Annotated in this window: 8 protein-coding genes and 1 pseudogene; 1 reads left to right on the top strand and 8 read right to left on the bottom strand. The window is 25.3% G+C overall.

The genetic code is table 11. The features are described from left to right. Window positions 1-21 precede the first annotated feature (21 nt). Together ACWYO2_RS02140 and ACWYO2_RS02135 are read right to left on the bottom strand one after the other, a co-directional pair. Entirely contained in the window at window positions 22-888 is an 867-nt protein-coding gene (locus tag ACWYO2_RS02140) for a hypothetical protein (protein WP_455514848.1), read from the bottom strand. Next, window positions 888-1073 carry a hypothetical protein gene (locus ACWYO2_RS02135; protein WP_455514847.1) on the bottom strand — a complete coding sequence of 62 codons (186 nt, stop codon included), beginning with the start codon at window positions 1071-1073 and terminating at the stop codon, window positions 888-890. Before ACWYO2_RS02135 ends, ACWYO2_RS02140 begins: the two co-directional genes overlap by 1 nt. 296 nt (window positions 1074-1369) lie before the next feature. Here ACWYO2_RS02135 and ACWYO2_RS02130 point away from each other — a divergent pair, with 296 nt between their 5' ends. Continuing rightward, a complete protein-coding gene (locus tag ACWYO2_RS02130) occupies window positions 1370-2986 on the top strand; it encodes a PTS transporter subunit EIIC (protein WP_455514846.1) in 1617 nt (538 codons plus the stop codon). 174 nt (window positions 2987-3160) lie between these two features. On the opposite strand, the gene tnpB is transcribed toward ACWYO2_RS02130, so the two are convergent. From tnpB to ACWYO2_RS02100, 6 genes and pseudogenes are all read right to left on the bottom strand, one after another. Then, window positions 3161-4294 carry an IS200/IS605 family element RNA-guided endonuclease TnpB gene (gene tnpB, locus ACWYO2_RS02125; RefSeq protein ID WP_455514845.1) on the bottom strand — a complete coding sequence of 378 codons (1134 nt, stop codon included), beginning with the start codon at window positions 4292-4294 and terminating at the stop codon, window positions 3161-3163. 41 nt (window positions 4295-4335) lie between these two features. Next, window positions 4336-4649, bottom strand: a pseudogene (gene tnpA, locus ACWYO2_RS02120) (IS200/IS605 family transposase); the annotation flags it as partial. Window positions 4650-4785: 136 nt separating this feature from the next. Then, window positions 4786-6597, bottom strand: a complete 1812-nt coding sequence (locus ACWYO2_RS02115) for a hypothetical protein (protein WP_455514844.1) — start codon at window positions 6595-6597, stop codon at window positions 4786-4788. 10 nt (window positions 6598-6607) lie between these two features. Beyond that, window positions 6608-11770: a S8 family serine peptidase gene (locus ACWYO2_RS02110; protein ID WP_455514843.1), complete on the bottom strand. Its 5163-nt coding sequence runs from the start codon at window positions 11768-11770 to the stop codon at window positions 6608-6610. Window positions 11771-11779: 9 nt separating this feature from the next. Further along, complete coding sequence (locus ACWYO2_RS02105) at window positions 11780-13831, bottom strand: hypothetical protein (RefSeq protein ID WP_455514842.1); 2052 nt, start codon at window positions 13829-13831, stop codon at window positions 11780-11782. A gap of 184 nt (window positions 13832-14015) precedes the next feature. Then, on the bottom strand, window positions 14016-14866 hold an 851-nt coding region (locus ACWYO2_RS02100; protein ID WP_455514841.1), incomplete at its 5' end, for a manganese-dependent inorganic pyrophosphatase.

Genomic DNA, 14866 nt, shown 5'->3' with positions numbered 1-14866 from the left:
AATGTTTCTTTATATTAAATATTAAAACAATTCTGAATCTCTTATTACAAATCTAAATGTATCTGTATTATAGAATTGTTCTAATTCTTTGTAAAATTCTTTTAATTTCTCTACTTTTTCTTTGGGACTATCTACAGTTATTTCATACATAATAGGTGATTTATCTTCTGGATCTACACCTCGATCTTCAAATATAACTATTCTTAAAATAGGATAATCTCCCATATAACTCATATATTTATCCCAATTTATATTTTCAAATTTAATTAATTTATTAAAAAATAACTTTTCACGTTCATATCTTAAATCATAATAATTTGAATTAAAGGTTTCTATTTCTTCTATAGAATTATCCACTATCTTTATATTTTGACCTTCAAAATCATAGAATTCTTCTTTCTTTTTATCAAAATCAATACTTCCCAATATATTTAATTTTATTTTTATATCTACCCCATATTGCCAATCTTCTTCTAAAAATATTTTAAATATTCTTTCTTTATTATCTTGTATATACTTATCTATTTTTTCAAAATTATTACCTTTTGATTTATCGTACAGTAAGTTATTTATTATATATTCTTTTTCACCTATTTCATAAATACCTCCTGGTAATGAATCTGCATCAACTACCATTTGATAATCAACTGTAAAATAGTTTGATCTTAATTTCTTATTACCAACATACTCAACTCTATAACCTGTATAACCAGCCTCATCCAAATAATTTGTAACTTTAAAGTCTCTAGATCTCAAAATTACATTATCTTCTTTCTTATATCTTTCTATCATTATACCTTTATATACCCCTGCACTAATTCTACACCCTACAATAATAAAAAGAGTAAATAAAATTAACATCGTAAATATAAATTTTATAGCTTTCATTATTTTTTTGATTTTCCTTTCTTAGTAGTATTAACATAACTATTTGCTTTATCATCTACTTTATGATTCTGATGATTACCTCCAAATTTTTTAAAAAAATTATTTTCAGTTTTTATATCCCAATATTCTTTAATTGTTTTATTACTTGCTAATTTCTTAATTTTTTCAGTATCTCCTTCTTTCATTGCTTTTTCTAAATTTTTTACAATAGAATAATTTTCATATATGGCTAATTGCTTTGCATAATATTCTCTTTCATTAGTAGAGTTTTGATAGGCAGAATATGAAATATACTCTGTTTTTAAAAAACCTTTTATTGGATTATATCACAGAAAAATACAAAATTCAAAAAATATTTTTCATTTGTTTATAACCCCTAAACTATAATATTAAATATAAATTAAAATTTTATACCGTACTTGCAAATTCTAAAAAAAAGGTTATAATAATAATGAAATTTTTTTATTGAAAAGGAGATAACATGAAAGGTAAATTTTTTGCTAGTTTACAAAAAATAGGTAGATCATTTATGCTTCCAATAGCTGTCTTACCTATGGCTGGTATACTTCTTGGTGTTGGTGGTTCATTTACAAATAAAGTTTTAATTGAAACTTACCACTTAACTTTCTTACAAGAAGGTACTTTTTTAAATCATTTATTGATTTTATTCTCAAATATAGGATCATTTGTATTTGGTAATTTACCATTATTATTTGCAGTAGGTGTTGCTATTGGTATGGCTAATAAAAATAAAGAAACTGCGGCACTATCTGCTGTTATAGGTTTCTTATTATTCCATACAGTAATTAATACTGTAATTAGTTTTCAAGGAATAACACCTGATAATGTATCATTTGATGCTTTAGTTAAGTCTGGATTAAGTGAAGCTAATGCTCGTGGAGTTGCTGCTTTATATACTAGAGAACTTGGAATATTTACTCTACAAACTGGAGTATTTGGTGGAATTATAACAGGACTTGTATCATCTTGGATTACTAATAAATATTCAGATAAACAATTACCTGATTATTTAGCATTCTTTAGCGGTAATAGATTTGTACCAGTTATAACTATACTATTCTTTATTCCGATAGCTGCTATATTCCCATTTATTTGGCCAACAGTATTTGGTGCTATTGTTAAAGCAGGTGAACTATTTGCTGCAACTGGTGCAATAGGAACATTCTTCTATGGTATGTCTATGAGATTACTTAATGTATTTGGATTACATCATGCAATATACCCATTATTCTGGTATACTCAACTTGGTGGTTATGAAGAAGTAGCAGGTAAAATGGTTGCAGGAGGACAAAATATATTCTTTGCACAACTTGCCGATCCTTCAGTCACTCACTTTAGTGCCTTAGCTACTAAAACTATGACAGGTGGTTTCCTACCTATGATGTTTGGATTACCAGCTGCTGCTCTTGCAATGTATAGAACTGCTGAAGATAAAAATAAAGCAGCAATAAAAGGTATATTAATATCTGCAGCTTTAACTTCATTCTTAACTGGAATTACTGAACCAATTGAATTTACATTCTTATTCGTCGCTCCATTACTTTATGTAGTACACGCTATACTTGAAGGTATTTCATATATGTTAATGTATATATTAAATGTTGCAGTAGGTATAACTTTCTCTCGTGGAATTATAGACTTCACATTCTTTGGTTTATTACAAGGCCCTGCTAAAACAAGTTACTATTGGATTTTAATATTAGGACCAGTATATGCTATCATTTATTACTATGTATTCAAATTCCTAATAGTTAAGTTCAACTTTGCAACACCTGGTAGAGAAGGTGGAGAAAATAAACTATATACAAGAAAAGATTTTAATTCTAAAAATGATGATGAATTACTTGATAATATAGTTAAAGCACTTGGTGGTGTTGAAAATATAGAAAATTTAGATGCTTGTATCACTAGATTAAGAGTTACAGTTAAAGACCCTTCAAAAGTTGCTGATGATAAGAGATGGAAAGAATTAGATGCAAAAGGTGTTATAAGATCAGGTAATGGAGTACAGGCTATATATGGTACTCAAGCTGATGTTTATAAGAGTAAAATAAAAGATAAATATAATATACAATAAAAATATTTAGAAAATATAAAAACGTGTGCTAATAAACTTTTAAGTTTAAAAGTACACGTTGTGAACTACTCCCACCTATAGAGATGAAAGCTTCCTACGAAGTAGGTACTTCTACTAGCTACCTATATTGAGTAGGCTATCCCCATAGTTCCTATGGTTCTTTTTATCTTTTCATCAAGCTGTCTCTATTATTCTTAGACCTTCAGCTAATATATTTTTCGCTGCATTTATATCTCTATCGTGTGTTGTATTACAAAATGGGCAAGTCCACTCTCTTATACTTAGAGCTTTCTTACCTGTATTTTCTCCACAAACAGAACATATTTGACTTGATGGATACCATCTGTCTATTTTTATAATTTCTTTTCCGTACCATTTAGCTTTGTATTCTAATTTATTTATTAGTTTATACCAAGATACATCAGCTATACTTCTTACTAATTTATGATTTTGTAATAAGACCTTTGTATTTAAGTCTTCTATACAGATAATATCGTGGCTTTTGATTATTTCTGTACTCAACTTATTTAAGAAATCATTACGACTATTCATAATTTCTTCGTGTATCTTCGCCAATTTGATTTTTTGTTTTTGATAATTTTTACATTCTTTCAAATCTCTTTTTTCTTTTTTTGCTACTTCTTGTTTTCTTGATAATTTTCTTTGTTCTCTTCTTAACTTTCTCTCTAATTTTCTACTAAATTTTTTATTTGCTATTTTTTCTCCATTTGACAATATCATCATATCTTTTAGACCTAAATCAATTCCAATATTTGAATTAGTTTTAGGAAGTTCATTTATTTCTGTCTCACACAAGATAGATACATAATATTTTCCACTTGCTACTTGCGATATTGTTGCTGACTTTATTATTCCTTTTATTTCTCTATGTATTTTTATTTTTATTAACGATTTTAATTTAGGAATTTTAATATGCTTTCCAACTATATTTATAGTTCCGTTTTGATTGTTTGTTGTGTAGCTTTGAACTGGATTTTTTTTTGACTTGAATCTCGGAAAACCAATAGTCTTATCTTTAAAAAAAAATTTATATGCCTTATCTAAATTTAATTGTGCATTAGCAAGTGCCAAACTATCAACTTCTTTTAGAAACTCAAAGTCTTTTTTGTATTTTGCTGGTGTTGGATATTTTATTTTCTTTATATCTTCCTTGTTTTCTTCGTAAGATTTTATTCTATCGTTGAGCATAAGGTTGTAGACAAGTCTAACACAACCAAAAGTTTTACTTATGAATATTTTTTGTTCTTCTGTTGGATATATTCTATATTTATATGCTTTTAATTGCATTTTCTCTACCTCCTTATTTTTTTCTTTTTCCTTGCTCTTCTATATATTTCTTTCCAAAGATATTTTTTTATATCAGGAAATTCTTTTTTTTATGAGTCTTGAACTTGCTGATTTATATGCATTAATAAATTTACTAAGTACTGTTTTAGGTTGTGCTTTGAACATAATATGGATATGATCTATATCGTGATTCCATTCTACTAAAGTTATTCCGTAACTTTTCCCTATTTTTTCAAACATAGTTTTTGCATAATTTGATTTTTTTATCATCAAACACTTTTCTCCTATACTTCACTACTAAAATCAAATGATAATAAAGCAAATATACTGAATGTTGACTGCTATCTAATATCATATTATATCAACTCTTTTTTATTATTATACTGATATATTTATTATATAATTATTTTAATAAAAAAACAAGGCAATTCATCTCCCAGCTATAGAGCAGGGAGAATTCTTGCCTTAATTAGTTAAATTAAAAAAATTTTTTAAAATTTATAACTTAAATTTAATCCTATAAATCCTGAATTTTTATACCCTGTATAAGTATATATACCAAATGATTTATAATTTAAACCTAGTCCTAATTTAACTGAAGGTAATAATTTAAAGTTTTTTACATTTTGTGGTATTAAATAATCTCTTCCATCTACTTCTACATTATTACTTTCTAAATATTTAGCATAAGTATAAAGTCTATTATTAGAAATACTTAATCCTACATTTAAATAAGACATAACCCCTAAATTATCATTAAATTTATACCCAAATTTAGTAGTTATATATGGTGTTACTGAATAACTTATTTTATTTACTGATACAATATTTGTTAATTTAGATACTGCTTCATTATTGTTATAAGCATTAATTTTTTCATCATATTCTTTTTTTAATTCATTATATTTATCTAAAGCTTCAGTCCATTTAACTTTTTCGGAATCAATAACTTTTTCATTAAGATTGGCAAATGTATCTTCTTCTAATTCTGAATCATCTTCTTCATTATTTTCTTCAGTTTCACCATTTCCATTACCATTTTCCTCACTACTTTCACCATCATTTCTTTCTGGTTCATTCGGTTGAGATTCGTTAGTTTCTGAACCTTCTTCACCATCTCTTAGTGTAATATTTTCTGAAACGAATGCACCTGTAGCACTACGATTTTCTTCTGATGAATCATTTTCTTCTCTTCTTTCAGATTCAGTATTTTCTCCTGTATTACCTTCTGAATTATTATCTTCAACTGGTTTTTCTTCAACTTCTCCTTCTTCTCTTACTGGTTTGTCAAAATCTTCATTTTTATATCTTTCTAAAAGATTTACAGGTTTTTCATAATCTTCCTCTTTATTTTCAATTTTAGGTTCTTTATATTTTCCATATTTTTCTTTATACTTAGCTAAAATTTCGGTTTTTTTATTTTCTAAATCAAGAATCTTCTTTTCAGAGTTTTTCTTTTTATCTTCATTCTTTTTAGTATTTTCTTCTAAATTTTCAAGTATAGCAATATGTATATCAAACTCATTTTCAACATTGAAATAAAGATCAGCTTTTTTTCTAGCATCTTTTATTTTTTCAATAAAATCTTTATATTCTTGTTCTTCCTTATATTCTTCATAAGTTTTTTCACCTTGTTTATTAACATAATCATTAAGTTCTTTTAAAAGATTTCTTACTTCTTCTTTTTGTTCATTATTTTTAACAGATAATTTTTTTCTTTTTTCTTTTAATTTTCCCAAATCTTCTTCTATATTACTATAAATTTCTTTAAAATCAGAATATTCATTCAAAATTCTTTCTGTTTTTTTAAGTTCTTTTTTTTCTGAATATAGCTTATATACCACATCTCTTACATTCTTATATACCATTGAATATTCAGTAGAAAATCTTTTAAATTCTTCTTCTTTATCAATAGCTTCTTTATTAGCTATATCTAAATCTTCCTTAAGTTTTTCAAATTCTTTATTATTTATTTCAACTTTAGGTGCAACAACTGATGAAAAATTATTATTTAAATCAATGGCAATATTACTAGAAATACCTGCTCCTACTCCTAAATATATCTTTTCATTTGAAAATTTTATTGGATAATAAGTATCCAAATTAAGACCTAAATTTAACTTTTGTATTTTTAAATCTCCTTTAACAAGACTACCTAATCCAGCATTTTCAAAATCTTTTTTACTTACTTTGTCAATATCATAACCAACAGAAAAACCACTTTCTATATCTACAGGTAATTTATTAGCAGAAAATGCTGTTATAGTAGCTAAACTATATATTAAAATTTTAAATTTATTCATATCTGCTCCTCTAAAACTCAAATTTAAGTGATGCATTTATTGCATTACTCTTTATATTTTTATTTACATAACTCAATCCTAAATTGACATTACCATATTTTTTATCAAATTTAATACCAAAATTAACTAAATTATCTTCAAGACTAATTCCTTCAATATTTCTTGTAAATTTATACTCTTTAAGAGTTGCTTTTGATTCTATAGTAGTATCAACTAAATATTTAGTATAATCAGCAAATAATTCAAAGTTATAATTTTTATAATTCAGTGCTAATTTACTTCCTATTGTTGCTGTTGGTTTAAAGAATATTTCACTTTCTGATCTATATCCAAAATCATTATTTTCATTGTATGAACCTTTAATATATGTTTTCATGTTTAAGCCTATATATGGTTTAATAGATAATTTTATATCACTATTTATATCTTTATTATATCTATAACCAAATACATTATTGAAGTTTAAAATAAGATCTGAACTTCTTGTATCTTCAACATGTTTATCTAATAATTCTCTTGATATGTGTTTATCTAAATAATCAAAACCAATTAAAGTATCTAATTCAAAATTCTTGTATCCTATTTTATTAGCTACGCCTAATCCTACACTATTAACATTTACATTTCCTAAAACTTTTGTATCATCATTTGGATATTTAACTTTAAATCTTAAATCTTTAAGTAATGAATGTTCATAACTTACTCCAACATTTGTAGTTACGCTAAGATCTGATATTTTAATATTATGAGAAAATCCTAACATCATTCCATTAATAGAATATAATCTTTTTTTACTATTTACTATCTTACTATCTAATCTATTAATTAGTTTTGCAAATACGTTAAATTGTTTATTATTACCATCTAATGTATTTAATAATTCTCTATTATTAATATCTGATATCTCTGTGCCTAAAGTTAATGAGTCTGATAATATATCTCCATTTAATTTTTCAAGATCTTCTTCATCTGCTATTTCTAAATTATCTAAACTAATCGCTAATCTAGATAATTCATTTTTATCTAATGTAGAACTCATTTCCTTTATTATCTTATTTCTCAATTTTGAAGAAAGAGTTGTTGGCATTTCAGTTTTCTTACTCAAAACATCTTCAATATGTTCTTTTCTTTCCAAATACATTTTAACTACATTTTTATCCTTATCTTTAGATAATTCTGTAACTAAATTTAATCCTGAACTTACACTTTTTACCCCAAAATTAAATTTAGAAATATCTTCAACAGGAACATCTTTAGCTACAAATACAAGTTTTTTATTTATTGTATCCTCTGTATCTTCTTTTTTCTTTTCCACTACATCTTCTTCTGTATAGTCTTCTAACTTCTTAGTTTCTGGTAACTTAAATGTTAACATTCCATATTTTCTAAATAAAGATATGTTAAAATGATTCATATCAGATAAATCTAATTTATCTACACTCAATCTTCCACCAGTTGCAACTATTGTCTCTGAATTTTCATACGGTTTATATGTCCCAAATATTGAATCTTTTTCTGAATATGAATAAAGTTTACCTTTATTATATACATTAGCATAAATTCCACCTTTTATTGGTTCAAGTCCTAAAAGAATTCTTGCATAATTACCTTGTTCCATACGAACTGAATCTATCTTAAGTTTTGTATTTTCTGATACATATACATCTGAGTTTTGTACCCCTTGTACAACTAATGTTCCTCCTTTAATATATGTAGGTTCAGTATACGTATTATTACCAGATAAAATCAAAGTACCATTACCATGTTTTTCAAGTCCTGCACTATAGAATAATTCTCTTTCTTCAAAATCAAGACTTGGTATATATCCTTTAATTTTTGGTCTTAATCTATTAACAATATCAGATATTGTAATATTAGTTTTTTCTAACACTTTCTTAACATTATCGTGTTTTTCTAAGAAATCATCAGATAACAATTCTTTATCTTTAAAATTAGATGTTAAAGTCAATACAGATCCTTCATCAAATGTAATAAATCCTCTTGAACTCATATGTTTAATAGGATCAAATCCACCTTTTATACTATTTGAGAATGTATATGTTCCATAAGGAATATTTGCTATAAAGTTTTCTTCTCCTACTTCATGAGTTAAAGCCTTAACAAATCTTGCTGGACCATCAAGTGCAGAATCTTTATCCATTATTCCCCAACCTATGTTTTCATCAACACCGTAAAGTCCCTTACTTAAAATTTTAACATTATCTGCACCTTCTGGCTTGTTAGGATCTGCTTTTTTATATATAATTCTATAATCATCAATAGTTGTTGTTAATAATGATGTTTTTATATCATGAGCACTCATCCAAGGATATTTTTCTGCTATCATTCCTGCAACTGCTGTCATTCTAGGAGCAGAAAATGATGATCCATAGGCAATATTCTCACCTATATTTTCACCTTTACCATATTTTTTTTCTTCTTCAGTTAGACGTTTAGTATAAACATAAGATCCATCAGTTGCCATAGTCCAAAGCATTGCTTTACCTGCCCTTGAGAATGAGAATCTTGTATCATCATTAATGAAATCTTTATGTTTTTCTGACATATCATCTACAACTTTTATTCTTTTTAGGACTTCTTCTTTATAGCCCTTAGGATATTTTTCTGGATGTAAATTAATATCATTTAGAATCCCTATTAAATTATTATATTCAGATAACATTCCAACACCATAAAGTTTTAATCTTTTATAATTTATCTTATCTGTATTTAATCCCCAATCATCTGATATATCCTCAGTTGCATCTTCTCCATAAGCAATACTTTTAGGCGCAAGACCTACTGAACCTAATATATTTTTTCTATAATTGTAATTATACTTATATTCTCTTCCTTCTTCTAATGCTTTTTTCTTTTCTAATTCATTTAAAAATGATGGAATTGAAGCAAAATCATTATTATATTTGTAATTAGTATCATAATAAGGTATCTTTTTACCATCTTCATCATAATCTACAAGATTTACTGGAGCATCATTATATGTATTTCCCGCAGATCTAACAAATAGAACATCATGATTTGCAGCTACTAATTCCGGAGAACTTTTTAATCTATGTTCAAGAGTTAATAATCTTAAATCTACTAATTTTTTATAATCTTCCTTAGTAATTTCATTCTTTTTATCAAAATATTCATATACACTAGGTATTCCTAATTCTCCATCATAATATTTTTTAAGATTATCTTTAGTAGTTAGATCATCATTTTTCAACCAAGACAAAACAGCATTTTTAAATTTATAATCTGTATTAAAGGCTTTAGCTCCTTTTTCATAATCTTTTTCAGTTAATCCCTTTAATGCAATGTATTCTTCAACATTATTATTTCCTCCATAAGACATATTAATAGCTTTAATATTTTTGTTCATATCTAATATTGAAGAAATATTTTTAGCTGCTAATTCTGCACTAATATGACTATCATCTACACCTACACTAATTGTAGTAAAATGTAAATTAGAATATTTTAACTTATCTACTTCTGTCATTCTATAAATCTCTTCTGATAAATCAGCTAATTCTTTATACATTACCTTATATTTCTCATTTTTAAGAGTTTCAGATGTATTACCATCTTCTATTAATGCAGAAATCACATCTAATTTTTTTGCTGCAGATTGTATTTTATCTGCCAAATATTTTTGCATTATTTCAGAATGCTTATACTTTTCTTGTAAATTAGTTAATACTCTTCCTATAAAATTATTCAATTCTGCACGTGTACTAATAAAATCAGGTAATTCTCCTGTTTCACCTATTTTAGATAACATTCCTGTCAAATGACCATACCAATAGAATCTATCGCCTAAAACATTTTCATCTATCATAGAACCTATAACAGTTGCTCCATGTTGTCTATCTATATTCATATTTGCAAGTTTTCTATCATTATCATATTTGGCATCTTTTTTAAAATCTTTAATTTTATCATCTTCTTTAGCTGTACCTCTATATACTCTTGCTTCTACCTCATCTGAAAGATCAAAGAAAGTTCCATCAGCAACACCTACATTTACACCATCAAACGATATAAATGTTTTATCTTTCTTTTCAAAAATAACCTTACCATCTCTTATTATTTTTCTAGAAATATTATGTATTCCAACTGTTTTATCTTTATCAAGAATTTCAGTTTTAAATTCTATTTTACCCTCATTTTTAACACTTTCACTATATTTTAGAATTTCTGAAACTAATCCTTCATTAAATCCACCTTTAACTGTTCCATCATCAGATAATTTTAAAGTTTTTTCATTTAAATCTGTCAATAATTCTGAAAATTTATTTTTATAATCTGATAACTTATGACCAAATTCTACATTCCTAATATACTCTTTATCTTGAAGTCCATCAATATGGTCTACTATACTAACTCTTTTAAATCCTGCAAAATTATCTAAATCATTATATTTATCAGCTTCAAAATATTTAGAATAATCTATATACTCTACACCTTGATTATCTCTTTCAATTTCTCCAAGATCTACATCTTCAAAAGGTTCATCAATAGTATTAATACTATACTTAACTCTTTTATCTTTGTTAATAACTTTTAAATCGGCATACTTAATATTATCTTTTAATTCATCTGGTCTATTTATTATACTAACTTTTTCATCAAGTCTTATATCCTTAGTTACACCATTTACATTATCTCTTACTTGTATATACACATAATTCTTATTATTATCTACTACAACCTTATACTTAACATCAGATAGCTCTGGTTTATCAGGAAATAATTCATTTCCTTTTTTTTCTTCAACTACTATGCCATCTTTATCCCAAACTTTGTATTTAGAATAACCCTCACTTCCTTCTTTATATACTAAAGATGGTTTTTTAGTAAACAGTTTAACTATACTTACATTTTTATTTAAAGATTCATTTTTAAGATATATCTCTTCACCTTCATACATATCTGGTAAATTACTGACTTCAAAACTATTCTTGTTTATATTTTTTAAATAATCAACTTTTTCTTTTTTTACTTCTTTTACTATATCTTTAAGATCTTCATTAGGATCATATTCTGGATTAATATATTTAACACTAGTATTCTTTTTTTCACTATCTTTTGTATTTATACTTGCACAACTTGTTAATGCAACTAGCCCTAGTGTTACACTTAGTATTCTCTTATTTATCTTCACGTCTACCTCCTACCAAGTATATTTTAAATTAAATTCAAGCATTGGATTTAATTTTCTAAATTCAAATTTTTTATCAACTGGACCAAATTGTCCATTATCTGGTCTTCTACTATCTTTTATTAAATTAATAACTTTTTTCTCAAAAACTAAATTAAGTCCTAAAGAACCATCTAAACTTAAATTTTTAGTAAGCATATATTCTAAATTAAATTTTGGATTAATTTCTAAACTTCCACCTATGTTATATCTTGTATTGAAAGTATCACTTATTAAAGGTTTTTCCTTATATGATTCTATATCATTTATATTATAGTGATACAATTTTTCATTTCTTAACATTAATGTATCAAATTTTGCTTTTAAATTAACTTCTGTATTCAAATTTAAATTTTCCTTTATTTTATTTGTATATTTAGTATTTGAATTTAATTCAATAGAATTTATAGCAAAAGTTGCTACTATCTTATCATCTTTACGTGTAACATAGTTATATCCTGAACTATGATGAAATTTTGCACTATTATTTAATTCAAATTTATCTATTCCAGTAAATTTAGTTCCAACCTCTATATCAAATTTTTCACTGAATTTATTAGTATTTAATTTTTTAACCTTTTTAATAGTATCAAGATCGAAATCATTTAATAATTTTACTTCTAAATCTAAATTTTTAATCATTTTATTTATATATTTTATATCTAATTTTGATTTAATTTTATCCTCAGGTTCAACATATATATCAGATGTAAATTTTCTTGTAGTCTCCAAACTATTTTCAGTATTAATAATAATATTTTGATTTTCTCCTAATTTTCTTTCATACTTACTATTAAGCCCTATATTAAATGTATGAGGTATAATATCAACAGTTAATATATCTGGTTGTATAAGTAAACTTGGATAATAACCAATACTTGTATTAACATCTAAATCATTAACGTCATCTTTTAATATATATGAAATTTTACTATTAATATTTGGCTCTAATTTTGATTTAACGTCACTACTAGCTAATTTTCCTTCATCTGCAAGATAATTAGCTTTTCTTAATTCAAATAAAGTAGATATATTACTATCTAAGACAATTTTACCTTTAGAAAGTATAAAGGAATTATTAGAATTTATAGTTAATTTAGGGTCTAATATATCATAAAAAACTCTATATGGTTTATCTTTAGTATTACCTCCTGAATATTCAGCTTTATGTTCTAAATCAAATTTCATTTTATATTTATTATTTTCATTATGACTATATTCAAATTCTAAATTAGCATTTTGATTAAATTTAGTGACATAATCTCCTACGTGAAAATCTGGAAACTCTTCAAGTTCTGTATCAAAAGCATCAAATGGTATATTTGCATTATGTAGGTCTATATTAAAATCATATTTACTACTTAATTTTAATTTATCATTTATATCTTTATCTACATTTATATTTGTTTTAAAATATGATTTATCTTTATCAAATCTATGAAACTGATTTGCTTTATATTCCAATCTAGCGTCTACATTTGTATTTAATAACTTACCTTTTAAACTAGATGAAAATATACTATTTCCTAGAGCTTCTTTTTCGCCATCATCCTCTACATACTCTGTTTTTACTTCTTCTGTAATTTTACCACTCTTATCTACATTTTTTTTAATCCAAAAATCATCTAAATAGTATTTTAATGAATTAGTTAATTTTAAATCTTTATTTAATTCAACATTAGAATTAACAGAAAATTTTGCCATTATATCATGATTTGCATCTCTTTTCTTAAAGTTATTAATATGCTTAACATCTTTATCAAAATCATTAATAGCAAAATCTTTTCTCGAAGATTTTATTACTGTTTCAAATTCTAATTCTTTTATTGGAACTAACTTTAAATTTGCTAAAGTTAAGTCATAACCTGAAGTCTCATATCTAAATTTAGATGGATAAACATCTTTTTCTTCATATCTAGGAGAAAAAATAGTATTAACTCTAATTCCAGTTTCTATACTATTTTCCAAACCCATAGCATTAGCAGCTAAAAGTAAACTCCCTAATATAGCTATATTTTTATTCATCTTAGTTTCTCCTTTCAATTTTCTTAGTATAAGTATACTACTAAGTTATCAAGAAATCTAATATATTTAATATATGTTATCCATATATTTAATTAATGATTATTATATTTAATTCTATATATTTTAATTTATAGTTAAAATAAAAAAGAGACTATGTCTTTTAACATAATCTCTCATACATTAATTATCTATTATTTATAGCATCAGTTAAAGGTGGTATAACTTGTTTTTTTCTTGAAACTACACCTTTTAATACTATTAAATCTTCTTCAATTTTTTCTTTAAATGCTTGTTCTACTATTTCTAAATTATCTCCGTAAACTATTCCTAAAGAATCATTAGTTAATATATTAGTTATTATAAACAATACAAATGTTAATTTTTCTTTTTCTTTTAATTCTTTCATTTCTTTTAGAATTGCATCTTTTTTAGATAATAATTCTTCTTCATTTACTGTATTAACTTGAGCAACTGACATTCTAACATTATCAACTTCAAATATTTTCATATCCATATTTAGTAATTCTTTTTCTGTCTTACTTGATAAATTAGTACCTGCTTTTAACATATCTAATCCATATTCTTCTAAAATAACCCCAGCTAATTTTGCTAACTCTTTACCTGCCATCACATCTTTAGGTGTACAAGTTGGTGATTTAAATAAAAGAGTATCTGAAACTATTGCACTAAGCATTAGACCTGCAACTTTAGGTGTAGGTAATTTTGAATTTTCTTTATACATATCAAGTAATATTGTAGCTGTACATCCATAAGGTTCTAGTCTCATTTTTAAAGGATCAGAAACATTAAAATTAGCTACTCTATGGTGATCTATAACTTCTAATACATGAGCTTCCTCAAACCCATCTGCAGTTTGTGTTCTTTCATTATGATCAACAAGTATTACTTTTTTCCCTGATATATTATCTATTAATTCTGGGGCCTTTACATCAAAATAATCAAGAACAAATTTAGTTTCTTCATTCAATTCTCCTAAACGTCTTGCTTCTACATCTTCTCCTAGTAAAGTTTTTA

This window comes from Pseudostreptobacillus sp. (assembly GCF_977040545.1).
The sequence above is the reverse complement of the archived record's forward strand: the minus strand, read 5'-3'. Positions and strand labels throughout refer to the sequence as shown.